We start from the raw sequence: 15,306 nt of genomic DNA, 5'->3' as shown, positions 1-15,306 counted from the left end.
GTGCCAAGGTCATCGAGCCGGGCTATGCTTGGATCCGCGTCAGCCAGTTCCAGGATCGCACCGTCGACGACTTCGCCAAGAAGCTCGAAGAGATCTACAAGCAGGAGCCCCATCTCAAGGGCCTGGTGCTTGACCTGCGCAACGACCCGGGCGGCCTGCTGGATGCCTCCATCGCCATCTCGGCGGCGTTCCTGCCCAAGGACGTCGAGGTCGTGTCGACCAACGGCCAGATCGCCGAATCCAAGGCCAGCTACAAGGCCAGCCCCGACGACTACCGCCGCCGCAGCAGCGACGACCCGATCAAGCGCCTGCCCGCCGCGTTGAAGAACGTGCCGCTGGTGGTGCTCGTCAACGAAGGCTCGGCCAGCGCCAGCGAGATCGTCGCCGGCGCCCTGCAGGATCACCATCGCGCCACCGTCATGGGTGCCCAGACCTTCGGCAAAGGCTCGGTGCAGACCGTGCGCCAGCTGGGCCCGGAAACGGCATTGAAGATCACGACGGCGCGTTACTACACGCCGAGCGGCCGCTCCATCCAGGCCAAGGGCATCGTGCCCGACGTGCTGCTGGACGAAACCGCCGAGGGCAATGTCTTCGCCGCGCTGCGCATGCGTGAGGCCGACCTCGAAAAGCATCTGAACAACGGCCCCGAGGACGAAAACGAAGCCCGCCAGAAGGCCCGCGAGGAAGCGCGCCAGAAGCTGGAAGCCGAGTACGCCAAGCGCGCCGAGCCGCCCAAGCCCCTGCCCGAGTTCGGCTCGACGGAAGACTTCCCGCTGATGCAGGCGCTGAACAAGCTCAAGGGTCAACCGGTCATTGCGTCCAAGTCGGCTGTCGAGCGCAAGGCCGAAGCCAAGACGACGGAATAACTACAAAGAGTCCTGACTTCAAAAAGCACAGGGGCCTCTCGCGAGGCCCTCTTTTTTTGCCCAACCGGTGCCACGCCCCTCCTCAGCCGGCAGGGGCGAGATGGGTCAGCACGCAGCGCCACTGTCCCTGCACCTGGCGGTAGACATCGGTGATCCATTCATCGGCGCTGATGGGCTCGCCCCTGAAAGTGCCGGTGTTGCTGCCCCGCCCGGTGACGACCGCCATGTCGCCGTACACGCTGGCCCGCACCACCTGCTTGGTCATCGAATCGTGCGTCAGCATGCCGCTGGCTATGGCATGGAGGATGGCCTCGCGCGAGATCGGCCCCTTCTCCGGCGTCACGAGGGTCCAGTCCTCGGAGATGCATTGGGCGATGCGCTGGACGTCGTTGCTGACCATGGCGTCGTTGAAGCGGTCTTCGAGCGCCTGGAATGCCCGCAGCACCTCGCCATCGGCGGGCGCGGTTGTCATGACGGGCTCCCCGCGACCATCGCGTCCCAGCGGCGTTGCATTTCGTCGACGCTGACCTCCTCCGCCTTGCTCGCAACGAACCAGCTGTAGCCGAAGGGATCGGCGATCAGACCGCTGCGGTGGCCATGGAACTCGAGCTTGACGGCACGCAGGACGGTGGCGCCGTGCCGCACGGCGTTCGCAACGAATGAGTCGGCATCGGCCACGTCGAGGTGGAACTTGACCGGGGAGCCGCCGATCGTCTCGGGCCCGACGGCCCCGAAGTCAGGATACTCGTCGGCAATGAAGACCCGTGTGGCGCCGAACAGCAGCTCGGCATGGCCGATGCGTCCATCGGACGGATCGATCACCTTGAAGTCCAGGCTGGCGCCCAGGGCCTGGACGTAGAAGTCGATGGCGGCCTGAGCACCCCGGACCACGAGATAGGGCGACAGGCTGGCGGGTGAGGTTGCGACTGAGGGCATGATGAATCCTCTGTTGACTGACAATTAAATTACGATACGTCACGTAATGAGTCAAGCATCCGAACCCACCACCCCGCGCCGGCCCGGTCGACCACCCAGCGAGGAAGCGCGCCGCCTCGCGCTGGCGACCGCCTACCGCATCCTGATCGAGGAAGGCCTGGGCCGGCTGACGATCGAGCGCGTGGCGGCCGAGTCGGGCGTCAGCAAACCGACGATCTACAGGACCTGGACCAATGCCCAGGACCTCGCGATGGCCGCCTTCATGGCCCACCCCGCCTCGGACGAGCCGGTCTCGCGGGCGAACTCCGTCCGGGCCCGGCTGCGGGCCCATCTGTCGAGCGTCATCGGCACTTTCGCCACGGCGCGTGGGCGCCAGATCACCTTGACCATGGCCTCCGCCGACCCCGACAGCGAACTGGCCAAGGCCTTTCGCAACCAGGTGATCCTGAAGAGCCGGGAGGCCGGCCGCCAGCTCATCGAGCGCGGCATGTCGCTGCACGAGATTCAATCCGGCATCGATATCGACGTGGCGCTCGACATGATCTACGGGCCGCTGTTCTTCCGGCTGCTCGTCGGCCACCGGCCGTTGTCGCTGCAACTGGCGGAGCAGCTGGTCGAGACGCTCTTCAACGGAGTGGCGTCGGCGCAAGATGCGCTCGGCTGACGCTCATCGCCGCCGGGTCACGGCCAAGGCGCCCAGGGCCGCCACCGCGCCGAGGGCCGGTACCGCCCGCCAACCGAACGAGGCCAGCAGGGCCGAGCCCAACGCCGCGCCGCTGGCCATGCCGACGAACATCGTGCTGACGAGCACGGCATTCAGCCGGCTGCGTGAAGCCGGGTCCAGGCTGTAGACCACGCTCTGGTGCGACACCAGCGCGGCCTGCACGCCCAGGTCAAACACCACGGCCACGCCCACCAGCAGCCACAGCGAGGCCGGTGCCAGCGCCTGCACGGTGAAGGCGATGAACACCAGCAGCGCGCCGATGCGGATGACGGCCTGCGGGCCGCGCTTGTCCGCCACGCCACCGGCCAGCGGTGCTGCCAGCGCGCCCGCTGCACCGGCCAGGCCGAACGCCCCGGCCACCGCGCTGCCCTGGCCGAAATCCGGCCCCGCCAACACCAGGGCCAGCGTCGACCAGAAGGCACTGAAGGCCACGCTCAGCAGGCCCTGGGCCAGCGCAGCCCGGCGCAACGGGGCATGCCGAGCCCACAGTCCCGCCATCGACAGCAGCAGCGAGCCATAGCCCGCCGACGTCGCCGGCACGAAGTGCGGCAGGCCGCGCCACAGCAGCGGGATCAACGCCGCCACGGCCAGCGCCGCCACCGCGTAGACGGCGCGCCAGCCGGCCACCGCCGCCAGCGAGCCGCTGGCCACGCGCGACAGCAGGATGCCCAGCAGCAGGCCCGTCATGACCTGGCCCACGCGCTTGCCGCGCTCGGCCTCGGGCGCCAGCGTGGCCACGGCCGGCACGATGTCCTGGGCCAGCGTTGCCGTCAGGCCGATGGCCACGCTGGCGATGCACAAGGCTGCAAAGCCCGGCGCAAGCGCAGCGCAAGCCAGGGCGGCAACCAGAGCGACGGACTTGACCGCAATGATGCAGCGCCGGTCGAAACGATCGCCCAGCGGCGACAGCAGCAGAATGGCCGCCGCATAGCCGAGCTGGGTCAACGTGGGCAGCAGGCCGATGGCCGCGCTGCCGACGCCGAACTGCTCGGACAGCAGGCCCAGCAGCGGCTGCACGTAGTAGAGGGAGGCAACGGCCAGGCCGGTGGCGGTGGCAAGCAGCAGCGTCAGCGCGGGGCTGAGCGGGGCGACATGGGGCGTGGACTTCATCCCGCCAGTGTCGCGAGGGCCGGCAAATCCTGCGCTGCCAGGGCTATCCTGACACCATGAACGACGACGACCTGTTGCGCTATTCCCGCCATCTGCTGCTCGACGAGATCGGCATCGAGGGYCAGCAGCGCCTGCTTGACGCCAGCGCGCTGGTCATCGGCGCCGGCGGCCTGGGTTCACCGGTGGCCCTCTATCTGGCTTCGGCCGGTGTCGGCCGCATCACGCTGGTCGACCATGACACCGTGTCGTTGACGAATCTGCAGCGCCAGATCGCCCACGACATGAGCAGCCTGGACAAACCCAAGGTCGACTCGGCCGCCGCCCGCATGGCCGCGCTGAACCCTGGCGTGCAGGTGCGCGCCCTCGCGCAGAAGGCCGATGCCGCCCTGCTCGACGAGGAAGTCCCGCGCGTAGACGTCGTCCTCGACTGCACCGACAACTTCGCCACCCGCCACCTCGTCAACGCCGCCTGCGTGCGCCACGGCAAGCCGCTGGTCTCGGGTGCGGCCATCGGTTTCGACGGCCAGATCAGCGTCTATGACAGCCGCTCGCGAGAGCAGCCCTGCTATGCCTGCCTGTTCCCACCCGAATCCGGCTTCGAGGACGTGGCCTGCTCGACCATGGGCGTGTTCGCACCGCTGGTGGGCATCATCGGCGCCATGCAGGCCGCCGAGGCGCTGAAGCTGCTGGCCGGCGTGGGCGAGCCTTTGGCCGGGAGGCTGCTGATGCTGGACGGCCGGCGCATGCAGTGGAGCGAGATCGCCATGCAGCGCGACCCCGAATGCTCCGTCTGCGGCGGATGAAATCCCGCGAACGCCTCTGAATGGGGCGGAAAATTCCGTCCCGACCTGCCCACAATCCTTTTTCCCCATGAAGCCCACCGACGTCCCGACGCGCAACTTCCCGACCGCCAAGGAAGAGTGCCGCGACCTGCCCCCTCACCCCGACTACGACGGCCCGGGCGCCGCCTACAACCTGGCCTTCAAGGACGAGACCTTCCTGCTGCGCCAGGACATGCGCGCCGTGCGCATGCAGCTGGAGCTGATGAAGCCCGAGCTGATGCAGAACGAGCAGGGCGTCAAATCCACCATCGTCATCTTCGGCAGCGCCCGCATCCTGTCGGCAGAGGCCGCCCAGGCCCTGCTGACCGTGGCCGAGGACCGCGGCGACGAAGCCGGCGCGGCACGAGCGCGCCGCCATCTGGCGATGAGCCGCTATTACGAGGAAGCGCGCCGCTTCGCGCAGATCGCCACCGCCGCTTGTACCGAGCGCGGCAATCATGTCGTCGTCGCTACCGGCGGCGGCCCCGGCATCATGGAGGCCGGCAACCGCGGCGCCTACGACGTCGGCGGCAAGAGCGTCGGGCTGAACATCGTGCTGCCGCACGAGCAGTACCCCAACCCCTACATCACGCCGGAGCTGTGCTTTCGCTTCCATTACTTCGGCCTGCGCAAGATGCACTTCCTGATGCGCGCCGTCGCCCTGGTGTGCTTCCCCGGGGGCTTCGGTACGCTGGATGAACTGTTCGAGACGCTGACGCTGATCCAGACCAAGAAGAGCCGGCCGCGTCCCATCCTGCTGGTCGGCCGCGAGTTCTGGACCAAGCTGATCAACATCGAGCTGCTGATCGAGACCGGCATGATCAATCCCGTCGACGCACAGCTCTTTCACTACGTCGAGACGGCCGAGGAAGCCTGGGCCATCCTCGAATCCGCTCCTGAACTCGCCAGCCCCTCAACGCCATGACCAAACTCAGAAACGTCTCCCTCATCGGTGTGCCGACCGACATCGGCGCCGGCGCCCGCGGCGCGAGCATGGGCCCCGAGGCCATGCGCGTGGCGGGCCTGGCCGAGGCGCTGCGCGCCCGCGGCGTGGACGTCATCGACCGCGGCAACCTGGCCGGCCCGTCCAACCCCTGGCTGCCGCCGACCGACGGCTACCGCCATCTGCAGGAAGTCGTCGCCTGGAACCAGGCCACCCACGACGCCATCTACGCCGAACTCAAGACCGGCCGCCTGCCCATCATGCTGGGCGGTGACCACTGCCTGGGCCTGGGTTCCATCAGCGCCGTGGCCCGCCACTGCCGCGACACCGGCAAGAAGCTGCGCGTGCTCTGGCTGGACGCGCACGCCGACTTCAACACCAGCGAGCTCACGCCCAGCGGCAACATCCACGGCATGCCCGTGGCCTGCCTGTGCGGCTTCGGCCCCAAGGAACTGGTCGAGATCGGTGGCCATGTGCCGGCCATCTCACCGAAATGGATCCGCCAGATCGGCATCCGCAGCGTCGACGAGGGCGAGCGCGCCTTCGTGCACGAACACGACCTGGAAGTGTTCGACATGCGCTTCATCGACGAGATGGGCATGCGCCACACCATGGAGCTGGCGCTGGCCACGCTGGACGACAACACCCATCTGCACGTCAGCTTCGACGTCGACTTCCTCGACCCCGTCATGGCGCCCGGCGTCGGCACGACGGTCGGCGGCGGCCCGACCTACCGGGAGGCGCATCTGTGCATGGAGATGATCGCCGACACCGGCCGCATGGCTTCGCTGGACCTCGTCGAGCTCAATCCGGCGCTGGACGAGAAGAACAAGACGGCGCTGGTGGCGGTGGACCTGATCGAAAGCCTGTTCGGCAAGAGCACGCTGATGCGCAAGTAGGCGCGAGATGAAGCCCCCACGCTCGCTTCGCTCTCTGCCCCCCGAGGGGGTGTGTCAACGCCTTCGGACGGCCGGGCGGCGCTGACAAGTATGGACGCCACGCCCTATCTGCTGGTCCAGCTCAGCGACCCGCACATCACCCATCCGGGCCGGCTGATCTCCGGCCGCGTCGACACCGCCGCGGCGCTGCGCCACGCGGTTGAACGTGTGCTGCAGATCCGCCCGCGCCCGGTGGCCGTGCTGGTCAGCGGCGACCTTGTCGATGCCGGCCACCCGGCAGAGTACGCGCAGCTGCGCGAGCTGCTGATGCCGCTGGTCGATGCGGGCCTGCCGCTCGCGCTGCTGCCCGGCAACCACGATGCACGCGGCCCGCTGCAGGAGGCTTTCGCGGGCCTGGCCCGCGTGCACCGCGGTGAACCCGGCGCGACGGCCATCCAGTACGCGCTGGACCTGCCCGGCCCGCTGCGACTCGTCGTGCTCGACAGCCTGATGCCCGGTCGGCCCGAAGGCGGTTTCGACGATGCGCGCCTGGCGCAGGCCCAGGCCCTGCTGGCCGAGCGGCCCGACATGCCCACGCTGGTCGCCCTGCACCACCCGCCGCACGCCACCGGCCTCGCGGCCATGGACGCGATGTCGCTGCAAGCGGGCCTCGCCAGCTTCGAGGCACTGGTCGCTGCCCACCCGCAGGTGCAGCGCGTCGTCTGCGGCCATCTGCACCGCATGACCTTGGGCCGCATCGCCCATGCCGCGGTCATCAGCGCGCCTTCCACCGCCCACCAGGTCGCACTGGACCTCGCGCCCGACGCACCGCTGGCCCTGGCGCTGGAGCCCGCCGGCTGGCTCATCCACGCCTGGGGGCCGGGCCTGCCTCTGGTCAGCCATCTTGCGCTGGCAGGGGACCACGAGCGCATCGCCGACCTGTGAGGCCGCCCGCGCATGCGAGGATGCGGCGCATGAAAAGGCCACTCGCGCTGCTCGCGCTTTCACTCGCCCTGCAGGCCCTCGCGCAAGCGCCGCCAGTGCCGGGCGACACCGAGCGCTACACCCTCTTCAACGCGCCCGTCACCCTGCTGCGAAATGCCCAGCTGTTCGACGGCACGGGCGGGGCACCGCGCGAGCACATGAGCGTGCTCATCCGCGACGGCCGCATCGCCTCGGTGGCCCCGGACGCCGAGCTCAAGACCCCGGCCGGCGCGCTGGTGAAGGACCTGGCCGGCGGCGCGCTGATGCCCGGCTTCGTGCTGCTGCACGAACACCTCTTCTACCCGACCGAGCGCGGCAGCTACGGCGCCTTCTTCCAGAGCTTCCCACTGTTGTATCTCGCCGGCGGCGTGACGACGATGCGTACGGCCGGCAGCATGAGCCCCTATGCCGACCTCAACACCTGGAAGGACATCAAGGCCGGCACCGCGCCGGGCCCCGACCTCGACGTGACGGCGCCCTTCCTGAATGGCATCCAGGCCTTCGTCGCGCAGGTGCCGCGGCTCGCATCGGCCGATGACGCCGTGCGCCARGTGGGCTACTGGGCCGATGTCGGCGCGACCTCGTACAAGGGCTATATGCACCTGACGCGCGAGCAGCTCGACGCGATCGTCAAGGCTGCGCACGAGCGCAAGGCCAAGGTCACGGCCCACCTGTGTGCGGTGACCTACGCTGAAGCCACGGCCATGGGCATCGACAACCTGGAGCATGGCTTCTTCGCGGCCAGCGATTTCGTCGAAGGCAAGCAGGCCGACGCCTGCCCGAGCGGCGACGCAGTGCCGAAGTCCCTCGACGCGCTGGCCGTCGACGACCCGCGCATGGCCGCCCTGCAGCGCCAGATGATCGAACGCAAGGTGGCTCTCACCTCGACGCTGACCATCTTCGAGACCTTCTCGTATGGCCGCCCGATGGCCCCGGCCGCGGCGCTGGACCTGCTGATGCCGCAGCTGCGCGAGCAATACGTGCTGCGCTACACCGCCATCCAGCGCGGTGGCCCCAACCCGCATGGGCGCATCCTTGCGAAGAACATGATTTGGGAGAAGCGCTTCCACGACGCTGGCGGCCTGCTCGTCGCCGGCACCGATCCGACGGGCTATGGCGGCGTCATTCCCGGCTGGTCGTCATTGCGGCAGTTCGAGCTGCTGCGCGAAGCCGGCTTTGACGCCGCGACGGCGGTCAAGGTCATGACATCCAACGGCGCGACCTATCTGGGCCGCACGGCCGATGTCGGCCGCGTGGCCCCTGGCCTGCGCGCCGACCTCATTGCCTTCGTCGCGCCGCTGGATGCGGCCAAGCCAGCTTTGCCTGAAGTGGCGTGGACGATGAAGGCCGGGCGGGCGTGGGACCGGGCCAAGATCCTGAATGCATGGAAGGGGCAGGTCGGCTTGCGATGAGGCCTTTCGCGCTCGCACCGGCGCTGGGACTCTGCACTCGCGACCGGCACGCCGATGCCGGTGCGGGCGGGCTACTTTGCCGAGCCTTCGTCGTACCGCCTGGGCAGCAGGATGCGGAAGGTCGTGCCGACACCGCCCTGAGATTGCAGCTCGGTGGTCGCATCCAGAAGATCGCAAAGGCGCTTGACGATCGACAGCCCGATGCCTTCGCCCGGTTGCTGCTGGACCGGCCGCGCGTCTTCCGGTGAGGGATGCACGTCAGCCAGGTCCACGCTGACATGCGTGATCGCGCCCGTGGCGTGGTCGGCCACGACCTGCTTGGCCTGGTCGGTCGCTTCCTCCAGCGCGCCCGCCAACTGCGAGCCGGGCCCGGCGTGAAAGCCCGGCCCGGTATCGCTGACCTCGAGAAACCAGCGTTCCATGTCGCCAGACGCACAGTCTCCGCAACTGACCGTGACGCCGCCACTGCGTGTGTACTTGATCGCGTTGATCACGAGGTTCTGGGCGATGCGCCGGGTCTTGACCGCGTCGCCCTCCACGGGCAAGGCGGCGACCCCGTTGAACTTCAGGTAGAGCCCGCGCTCCTGTGCATGCGGCTGCAGGTCTTCGCACAGCGCGCCGAGCACCGCGGCGGCATCGACGAGTTCCAGGTTGCGGTGTTCGAGGCCGCCCTGCAAGCGGGCGAGGCTGGTCACGTCGTTTAGCAGATGGCTGAGCGAGCCGACATTGCGGTCAAGCAGGCGCAAAAAGCCGCCGCGCATCGGCTCGGACGCCTTTGGCGACGCGAGGCCCGCGGTGACGGTGGCCACGACGCCGAGGCTGCCGCGCAGGTCATGCGCCGCCTGCTGCCACAGGCTGGCGCGCTCCTGCTCCAGCTCGCGCAAGGACTGCAGGGCCTGTTCGAGATCGCGGATATGGCTGCTCGCCTCGATCTGCTGCAGCTGGAAATATTGCGACACGCTGGCGCTGATGGCGTCACCGCATTGCTGCGCCCAGATCCTGCGCGCCTCGGCCATCACCGCGAGGTGGAGCCCGGAGTTGGCGGCCGCGTAGTCCTCCAGCTCCACCACGACACACTCGTTCAAGCGCCCGAGTTCGCGTGTCACCTCGCCAAGGTCGAAGCCTTGCTGCCAACGGTGCAAGCCGTGGGCTGCGGCGTCGCCCTGATGGCGCTCGTCATCGTCCACGTCCGCCGCCATCTCGCCGCCGGCCAGCTTGCGCTCAAAGTTGACCAACAGCGCTGGAATGTGGTCGTGGAGCTGGGCCCGAGGCAGCGCGGCCCCACTGGTCAGCGCCGGGTCAGACGTCACCGCCATCCGCCATGCCTGCAGAATAGCGCCGCGCCGACGCTTCAGGTGGGTGCCCAATGCTGCATGTTCCAAGGATTGCATCGAGGCGTCCTCTGTTTGCCCGACGGGGCAAGTCGCATTCTGAGTGACGAACCCGGTTCGCGTCGCGGCAGGCCCGAGTAACAGGTCAGGCGCCGCAGGCCAAGTCGTGACCTCCCGTCACCTCACGTGATCGTGAAAACCTGGATGGTCCGCATCAGTTCCCTGGATTGCTGCTTCAACGACTCCGCAGCCGCCGCAGCCTGCTCCACGAGCGCGGCGTTCTGTTGTGTCGCCTGGTCCATGCGGCCGACCGCCACGTTCACCTGCTCGAAGCCGGAAGCCTGCTCGGCGTTGGCGGAAGACATCTCGGTCACCATGGTGGACACCTGCTCGATCGAGGCGACGATCTTTTGCATGGTCTGGCCGGCATGCTGCACCTTGTGCGAGCCATCGCTGATCCGGTTCACCGAGTCGCCGATGAGGGTGCGGATCTCCTTGGCGGCCACGCCGCTGCGCCCGGCCAGCGCACGCACCTCCTGAGCCACCACCGCGAAGCCGCGGCCCTGCTCGCCGGCGCGCGCGGCTTCCACCGCTGCATTGAGCGCCAGGATGTTCGTCTGGAACGCGATGCCATCGATGACGCCGATGATTTCGCTGATCCGCTTGGCCTGGTCGTTGATACCCTGCATCGTCTGGACCACGGCGTCCACGGCCGTGCCTCCTTCGCGCGCGAAGGCCCAGGCATCGGATGCAATGCGCGTGGCCTCTTGCGCCGTCGCAGCATTCGTGCGGATGGCCTCGGCCAGCTGCGCCATGGTGGCTGCCGTCTGCTGCAAGGCCGCGGCGGTCTGCTCGGTGCGCATGGACAGGTCCTGGTTGCCCTGCGCGATCTCGCCAGACGCCGTATCAATCTGGTCGGCCGCTTCACGGATGTTGTTGATGGTCTGGCTCAACTGCAGCGACACCTGATCGAGTGCACGGAGAACCTGCCCCGTCTCATCGCGCCCGGCCTGGATCTCATGCCGCCGCAGGTTGCCGCCCGCCACGTCCCGCGCGATATCCAATGCCCGGCGCAATGGGCCGGTGATGACGTTGACGCACACCCAGATCACGACGGCCGACAGCAGCAATGCGGCCGCGGCCAGCCCGATGGTCAGGCGGTTGCCGAAGGCGACGGCATCCGTCGCCGCCGCCGCCTGCGCCCGGCCGGAAGTCAGCTGCTCCTCCGTCAATACGGCGGCCTGCTTCTTCAGTTCTGCGAAGGCCCCTTCTGCACCCGTCATGAACATCGCCGAAGCCGCCAGGCCGCCACTCTTCATGTCCAGCGCGCCGGCGGTGGCCTTCTCCAGCTTCGCGAGGGCAGCCTCGATGGCATCGAAGCGCTCCGCCAGCTGCGGCCGCTGAGCGGCTGCAGCCCTCATGCGCGCGATGTCGGCGTGCATGCCTCGGAAGACCTCAGGGATCTGCGCATCAAGGCGCGAGATGACCTCTGCCTTCATGCCCGCACCCTCATAGGCCAGGCTTTGCATGATCAGCCCGTAAGCCAGCATCGCCCGCTCGCTGAAGGCACTGGTCTCCGCGACGCTTGGCAGGCCCTGGCTGGCGATCAACTCGACTGCATGGGCCGTTCGCACGTTGGTCAGGTAAGCCGAACCCGAGGAAACGAGCAGGCACACCACCACAAGCACTGGTGCCAATGCGACCTTCGCGGCCACGGGCAAATCATTCAGKTTCTTGAACACGATGGCTCCCGGTAAGACCCACGATCCGGCCGATCCATGCCGCTATCGCTTCTCAGCGATAGATGCCGACGCCGACGAAGCCCTCCGGCTTGTTGATGCGAACGACGTAGCTGGTCTTGTCCTCGATCTTCTTCGTGGCCGGGTGCACCCATTGGTAGTCGACCCAACCGGCGCCCTTCTTGGCGGCGGCGATCATTTCCTTGTTGAACTCCTTGCCGGTGGAGTCCTTCACGTCGTTGAAGTTCTTGCCGACGAGCTTCTCGTTGGCGCCGTGATAGATCATCACGCCGTCCATGCTCTGCGCGAACACGTACATGTCCTTCGGATGCCATTTGGCATCGGCGAAGTCCTTGAACGCCTGCTCGCTACCCACCTTGTTCACATGCGCGGCGGCCGCCTCGGCCAAGGCCTTGGCTTCGTCCTTCGTCCCGCGCGCGGAGTCGGCGGCCGACGCGGCACCCATGGCGGCGCTGCAAGCGCCGATCAAGATCAAGCGACGTAAGAGGTTCATTGGATGGTCCTTCCAAAAACATCAAGAGGTTCGACTCGCGAGCTTGCAGATCGGCAGGCTCGATTCGATCTTAAGCACCATCAAGCCAGTGCGATAGCCGAAAAGTCGAACAACCGTCGAGTCGTCCAGTTATCTTCTGCACAACGGTCGGCGGCGCGGCGGCAAGCGATTTCACGCGCTGACGATCCACCCCTCGATCGGGTCCGCGCCCTGCGGCCAGCCATGGTCCGGCTGCTCGGCCGCCCAGGCCGCCTGCAGCATCGCCAGCACCGCGTCCAGGCTGTCGCCGCTCGCATCGGCAACCAGGTCGTCGCGCTGTGCATGGCTCAGCTTCAAGCGCAGGCCCAGCCGCGTGCGGCCCTGTTCCAGGCCCTCGACGATGTCCTTGCGCGCGATCAGCCGTTCCGGCGTCTGCGCGGCCTTGGTGTCGCTCTTGTAGGAGCGCCGGCCGATCAGCTCGCGCGCCAGCAGCCCCGGGTAGGCCTCCAGCGCCACGCGGGTCGGGTCGCCCGCCAGATGACCCGGCAGATGCACGCCCGCCGCAATCAGCCGCGGCACGCCGGCATGCAGCATCCAGGCCACCGGCGGGTTGACCCATTTCATGCTGGGGCTGGCGCCGGCCGGGCCGTCGCAGGCGCGGTGGGCGAACTTGGCGCCGGCCGGGCGCGCGTCGCAGAAGGCGGCAAAGCGGTCTCGGATGTCGACTCTGCTCAAGGCGGCGTAATGGGCCATCAGCGCGGCATAGTCGGTCGGCCAGCCGAGGTGCTCGACGAGTTCACGCGGCAGACCGAAAGGCAGGTCGAAACCGGCCACCCAGGGCCCCGGCCGGACCAGCCAGCTGGAAAACTCGTCCAGGCTGTGTAGCGCTACCAGGCCAGCAAGGCGGACGACGGCGCCATGCCGCTGGCCGCCGGCGACCCGGATTGGCTTGGCTGCCCGAGGCGCACTCGTGAAGTCAACCCCGAAAACAGCGATGTCCGTCATGCCCGGCATTCTGGGCCTAGGCAGAATCGGCTGGTTCCATGTCAGCCCTCCTCGACCTCCCCGCCCTGCCTGCCGAAGACCGCGGTTTTGACGCCGCCGCATTCGACGAGGCCTTTGCCGCCGCACGCCTGCGCGCCGCAGCCGGGGCTTATGAGGCGTCCAGCGAGGCGCTGGAGCAATTGCTGCTGACCTGCCCGCCGGCCCAACAGCGCCGGCGCGCCGAAACCCTGGCCCTGCTGGCGCACCAATATCCGCGCCTGGGCAAGCTGACGGCGAGCGCGCGCTGCTCGACGGAGGCGCTGGCCCTGGCCGAACGCCTGGACGACGACGGCTTGCTGGCCGACGCACTGACCAGCCAGTGCTATGTCTACGGCCAACTGCTGATGGGCCGCGAGGCGCTGGAGTCGGGCATGAAGGCGCTGGCCGCCGCACGCCGCGCCGCCGACCCGGTGCGCGAAGCCTGGGCGCTGAACCGCGTCGGCGTCGCCTATTCCAGCCTGGACAACCCCGTCCAGGCCTGTGCATCGGCCGGGCAGGCGCTGGAGATCGCCGCCCGCACCGACTGTGCCGAGGTGCTGTTCTCCTGCCACAACAACCTGGCCTATTTCTGGCTGCGCCGCGTCGAGGAGGCCCGGACCCTGGGCGACGCCACAGCCCTGGCCGACGCCGTAGCCAGTGCCCGCCGCACCGCGGATCAAGCCACCGTGCTGGCCCGCCAGTCCGGCAGCCCCTTCCAGGTGGCGGTGGCCGTGTCCAACTTGGTCAACGCGCTGCTCGCGGGCGGCCTGTTGAACGACGCCCTGCCGCTGCTCAACGAATTCGGCCATCTCGCCCACGACCACGGCTACCGCACGCTGGCCGTCGAAGCCGACGCGCAGCGCGCCGTCTTCCTGCGCCTGAAGGGCGAGCCCCTGCAGGCCGCGCGCATCCTGGAGGCGCTGCTGCAGGCCGCCGCGGAGCCGCCGCCGAAGCTGCGCCGCCTGCTGATCCGATCGCTGTACGAGACCTACAAGGCCTGCGGCCAATACCGCGAGGCCCTGGTCTGGCTGGAGGAACTCGTCGGCCTGGACCGCCAGATCTCGCGCGACAACCTCGTGCTGCAGACCGAGGTCATCCTGATCCGCGACCAGGTCGAGCAGGCCCAGGCCCGCGCCGACAGCGCCACCGCCGACGCCCGCCGCGAACGCGCCCGCGCCGTGCATCTCGAGACCGAGCAGGCGCGCCTGCGCGAGCACGCCATGGCCCTGGACCGCGCCGCCCACGAGGACGTGCTGACCGGCCTGCACAACCGCCGCCACGCCGAGTTCGCCCTGCCTCTGCTGGTGGAGGGTGCGCGCATGGCCAACCAGGTCATCAGCGTCGCTGCGCTGGACGTCGACCATTTCAAGCGCATCAACGACACCCATGGCCACGCCGTCGGCGACGCCGTGCTGCAACAGCTCGCCCAGCTGCTGCGCCATCGCCTGCGCAGCGCCGACCTGCTGGCCCGCATCGGCGGTGAAGAGTTTTTAGCCGTGCTGGTGGGTATCGCCCCCCAACAGGCCGCCGAGATCTGCGAGCGACTGCGCCTGGCCGTCGTCGAACACGACTGGGCCGCCGTCACGCCGGGCCTGCTGGTGCGCATCAGCGTCGGCATCTCGGGCGGCGCGCCGCAGCAGCATCAGGGCGACAGCCTGCTCCTGCGGGCGGACCAGGCGCTGTATGCGGCCAAGCGGGGTGGGCGCAATCGGGTACACGTGGACTGATTAGTACGCCGTCCCGATTTGATAGCAGATATCCGGTGTAGTTGATTGTCGCGGTTCGAAGCCGCGCCGATCGGTTCAGCTAAGGAACGTCTGAATAAAGCACGGCATCTGTGCTGGCCTCGACTTGAAATTGAATCTTCAGCRCGGCTGGGTCACGAGTTGGCGCGCACCAGTGCGTTTGTTTGACTGCCGCAGGCCCAGACTCGTCTGCTTCATGGCCGCCATCCTCTCAGTCGCTCACCATCTCGCTAGCAGACTTGCCCGGAGGTTATGCAAACCTTCCCTATTCCAAGCAAATACGATGCTTAGCACCGTACAT

15 protein-coding genes and 1 pseudogene are annotated in these 15,306 nt (G+C 68.2%); 9 read left to right on the top strand and 7 right to left on the bottom strand.

The features are described from left to right. Positions 1-866: S41 family peptidase (locus ACXJKR_RS09155; RefSeq protein ID WP_457322577.1), on the top strand; the 866-nt coding region annotated here is incomplete at its 5' end. An 82-nt stretch (positions 867-948) separates the two neighbouring features. Here ACXJKR_RS09155 and ACXJKR_RS09150 read toward each other — a convergent pair. After that, positions 949-1,338 (bottom strand): nuclear transport factor 2 family protein, encoded by a 390-nt coding sequence (locus tag ACXJKR_RS09150; RefSeq protein ID WP_457322576.1) that lies wholly within the window; start codon positions 1,336-1,338, stop codon positions 949-951. Then, a complete protein-coding gene (locus ACXJKR_RS09145) occupies positions 1,335-1,802 on the bottom strand; it encodes a VOC family protein (protein ID WP_457322574.1) in 468 nt (155 codons plus the stop codon). Before ACXJKR_RS09145 ends, ACXJKR_RS09150 begins: the two co-directional genes overlap by 4 nt. 46 nt (positions 1,803-1,848) lie before the next feature. Between ACXJKR_RS09145 and ACXJKR_RS09140 the strand changes: the two genes are divergently transcribed. Further along, positions 1,849-2,466 (top strand): TetR/AcrR family transcriptional regulator, encoded by a 618-nt coding sequence (locus ACXJKR_RS09140; RefSeq protein ID WP_457322572.1) that lies wholly within the window; start codon positions 1,849-1,851, stop codon positions 2,464-2,466. Positions 2,467-2,469: 3 nt separating this feature from the next. Here the strand turns inward: ACXJKR_RS09140 and ACXJKR_RS09135 are convergent, their stop codons facing one another. Further along, positions 2,470-3,636 (bottom strand): MFS transporter, encoded by a 1,167-nt coding sequence (locus ACXJKR_RS09135; protein WP_457322570.1) that lies wholly within the window; start codon positions 3,634-3,636, stop codon positions 2,470-2,472. A gap of 56 nt (positions 3,637-3,692) precedes the next feature. On the opposite strand from ACXJKR_RS09135, the gene ACXJKR_RS09130 reads away from it, so the two are divergent. The 6 genes and pseudogenes from ACXJKR_RS09130 (at position 3,693) to ACXJKR_RS09105 (ending at position 8,674) form a co-directional block, all read left to right on the top strand. Next, positions 3,693-4,439, top strand: coding sequence for a HesA/MoeB/ThiF family protein (locus tag ACXJKR_RS09130; protein ID WP_457322568.1), 747 nt, complete (start codon positions 3,693-3,695; stop codon positions 4,437-4,439). Continuing rightward, a pseudogene (locus ACXJKR_RS09125) lies at positions 4,427-4,459 on the top strand (hypothetical protein). Before ACXJKR_RS09130 ends, ACXJKR_RS09125 begins: the two are co-directional and overlap by 13 nt. 47 nt (positions 4,460-4,506) lie before the next feature. Then, on the top strand, positions 4,507-5,382 hold the full coding sequence (locus tag ACXJKR_RS09120; RefSeq protein WP_457322566.1) for an LOG family protein: 876 nt from the start codon (positions 4,507-4,509) through the stop codon (positions 5,380-5,382). After that, a complete protein-coding gene (gene rocF / locus ACXJKR_RS09115) occupies positions 5,379-6,299 on the top strand; it encodes an arginase (protein WP_057300882.1) in 921 nt (306 codons plus the stop codon). Before ACXJKR_RS09120 ends, rocF begins: the two co-directional genes overlap by 4 nt. A 90-nt stretch (positions 6,300-6,389) precedes the next feature. Beyond that, positions 6,390-7,223, top strand: coding sequence for a phosphodiesterase (locus tag ACXJKR_RS09110; RefSeq protein ID WP_056203975.1), 834 nt, complete (start codon positions 6,390-6,392; stop codon positions 7,221-7,223). 29 nt (positions 7,224-7,252) lie between these two features. Continuing rightward, a complete protein-coding gene (locus ACXJKR_RS09105; RefSeq protein WP_457322563.1) occupies positions 7,253-8,674 on the top strand; it encodes an amidohydrolase family protein in 1,422 nt (473 codons plus the stop codon). Positions 8,675-8,745: 71 nt separating this feature from the next. Here the strand turns inward: ACXJKR_RS09105 and ACXJKR_RS09100 are convergent, their stop codons facing one another. The 4 genes from ACXJKR_RS09100 to ACXJKR_RS09085 all read right to left on the bottom strand — a co-directional run bounded on the left by ACXJKR_RS09100 (position 8,746) and on the right by ACXJKR_RS09085 (position 13,242). Beyond that, a complete protein-coding gene (locus ACXJKR_RS09100; RefSeq protein WP_235532101.1) occupies positions 8,746-10,041 on the bottom strand; it encodes a sensor histidine kinase in 1,296 nt (431 codons plus the stop codon). A gap of 146 nt (positions 10,042-10,187) precedes the next feature. Next, on the bottom strand, positions 10,188-11,720 hold the full coding sequence (locus ACXJKR_RS09095; protein ID WP_457322561.1) for a methyl-accepting chemotaxis protein: 1,533 nt from the start codon (positions 11,718-11,720) through the stop codon (positions 10,188-10,190). Between the two features lie 79 nt (positions 11,721-11,799). After that, the gene (locus ACXJKR_RS09090; protein WP_457322559.1) at positions 11,800-12,258 is read right to left on the bottom strand and encodes a cache domain-containing protein; all 459 of its coding nucleotides are present in this window, start codon (positions 12,256-12,258) and stop codon (positions 11,800-11,802) included. A gap of 171 nt (positions 12,259-12,429) precedes the next feature. Then, a complete protein-coding gene (locus tag ACXJKR_RS09085) occupies positions 12,430-13,242 on the bottom strand; it encodes a DUF429 domain-containing protein (RefSeq protein WP_056204507.1) in 813 nt (270 codons plus the stop codon). A gap of 38 nt (positions 13,243-13,280) precedes the next feature. Here ACXJKR_RS09085 and ACXJKR_RS09080 point away from each other — a divergent pair, with 38 nt between their 5' ends. After that, positions 13,281-14,987 (top strand): GGDEF domain-containing protein, encoded by a 1,707-nt coding sequence (locus ACXJKR_RS09080; RefSeq protein ID WP_056203991.1) that lies wholly within the window; start codon positions 13,281-13,283, stop codon positions 14,985-14,987. Positions 14,988-15,306 lie beyond the last annotated feature (319 nt).

It is taken from the genome of Roseateles sp. P5_E11, assembly GCF_054049355.1.
Note: the sequence above shows the minus strand (reverse complement) of the source record. Positions and strands in the feature narration are given on the sequence as shown.

Coding starts and splice junctions, on each gene's coding strand:
- rocF (WP_057300882.1), top strand. CDS start 5,379: ATGACCAAACTCAGAAACGTCTCCCTCATCGGTGTGCCGACCGACATC.
- ACXJKR_RS09080 (WP_056203991.1), top strand. CDS start 13,281: ATGTCAGCCCTCCTCGACCTCCCCGCCCTGCCTGCCGAAGACCGCGGT.
- ACXJKR_RS09120 (WP_457322566.1), top strand. CDS start 4,507: ATGAAGCCCACCGACGTCCCGACGCGCAACTTCCCGACCGCCAAGGAA.
- ACXJKR_RS09110 (WP_056203975.1), top strand. CDS start 6,390: ATGGACGCCACGCCCTATCTGCTGGTCCAGCTCAGCGACCCGCACATC.
- ACXJKR_RS09145 (WP_457322574.1), bottom strand. CDS start 1,802: ATGCCCTCAGTCGCAACCTCACCCGCCAGCCTGTCGCCCTATCTCGTG.
- ACXJKR_RS09085 (WP_056204507.1), bottom strand. CDS start 13,242: ATGACGGACATCGCTGTTTTCGGGGTTGACTTCACGAGTGCGCCTCGG.
- ACXJKR_RS09150 (WP_457322576.1), bottom strand. CDS start 1,338: ATGACAACCGCGCCCGCCGATGGCGAGGTGCTGCGGGCATTCCAGGCG.
- ACXJKR_RS09135 (WP_457322570.1), bottom strand. CDS start 3,636: ATGAAGTCCACGCCCCATGTCGCCCCGCTCAGCCCCGCGCTGACGCTG.
- ACXJKR_RS09140 (WP_457322572.1), top strand. CDS start 1,849: ATGAGTCAAGCATCCGAACCCACCACCCCGCGCCGGCCCGGTCGACCA.
- ACXJKR_RS09090 (WP_457322559.1), bottom strand. CDS start 12,258: ATGAACCTCTTACGTCGCTTGATCTTGATCGGCGCTTGCAGCGCCGCC.